Source organism: Streptomyces antioxidans, assembly GCF_000968685.2.
GTDB lineage: Bacteria > Actinomycetota > Actinomycetes > Streptomycetales > Streptomycetaceae > Streptomyces > Streptomyces antioxidans.
This window is the reverse complement of record NZ_LAKD02000171.1, coordinates 1-905: the sequence shown is the minus strand read 5'-3', so window position 1 is coordinate 905 and position 905 is coordinate 1. Positions and strand designations below refer to the sequence as shown.

1 protein-coding gene is annotated in these 905 nt (G+C 76.1%); it reads right to left on the bottom strand.

Annotated features, from left to right (window positions below):
* The coding region (locus VT50_RS37195) for a hypothetical protein (RefSeq protein WP_240529475.1) at positions 1-905 on the bottom strand (905 nt) is incomplete at both ends.

Sequence of the window (905 nt, the reverse complement as noted above, 5' to 3'; positions counted from 1 at the left end):
TCCGGGGCCTCCGGGGCCTCCGGGGCCTCCGGGGGCGCCGGGGGCTTTGGCTCTGTCGGGTTCTTCGGCTCTGCCGTGCCCGGCGCGACCCTCGTGCCGTTCGTCCTCCGGGCAGCGGAGGAGGTCGGGCTGTGGCAGCGCCCAGCCCTCCTCCTGGAAGATCCGGGTGCCGGTCGTGCGTACGGCCGGGTCGGCGCCCGCGCGGGCGACCCAGGAGCGGGGGTCGGGGCCGAGGAGTGCGCGCAGCCGTCGCGAGCCCGCGAGCAGGCGGGTGAGCAGGGCGCTCTGGTCGCGGCCGCCGGGGAGGGGGCGCTCAGTGCCGTCCGGGGACATCAGCACTCCGCGCTCGCCGACGTAGAGGTACGCGCCGCGGAGCCGTTCGCCGGACGGCATGACCATCGGGTACTGGCTGCCGGGCAGCAGGACGCGGCGGTAGTTGGGGTACTCGGTGGCGTCGACGGCCGCGAGCTGTTCGGCGTCCAGCCAGCTGATGACGAGCGGGGTGCGGGCGCCGGGTGCCGTGTACGGGGCGGACGCCACATAGCCGTACCGGCCGATGTGGGCCGAGCAGCCTACCGCGATGCCGTGCACGTCGACCGGGACCATGGGGACGGTGGCCGGGTGGCCGGGGCGGGAGAGCTTGTGGTGGAGCTGGGCGGGGGAGGCGTTGGAGCCGACCGCGATGACGGGGTGGCGGTGGGGGGTCGGGGGCTGGCCCAGGTGGCTGAGGACGGCGTCCAGCGGCTCTGGGGGCGCTTCGTCGTCGTCGGGGTGTGGGCTGACCGTCCAGGTGCCCAGGCGGCCGGGGGTGGGGGTGAGGTCCCAGAGCTCGCCGGTGGTGAGGAGGGTGGGGCGGGTGATGGGGCGGCCGGGGTAGGTGAGGGGGTGTTGGGCGGGGACGTCGG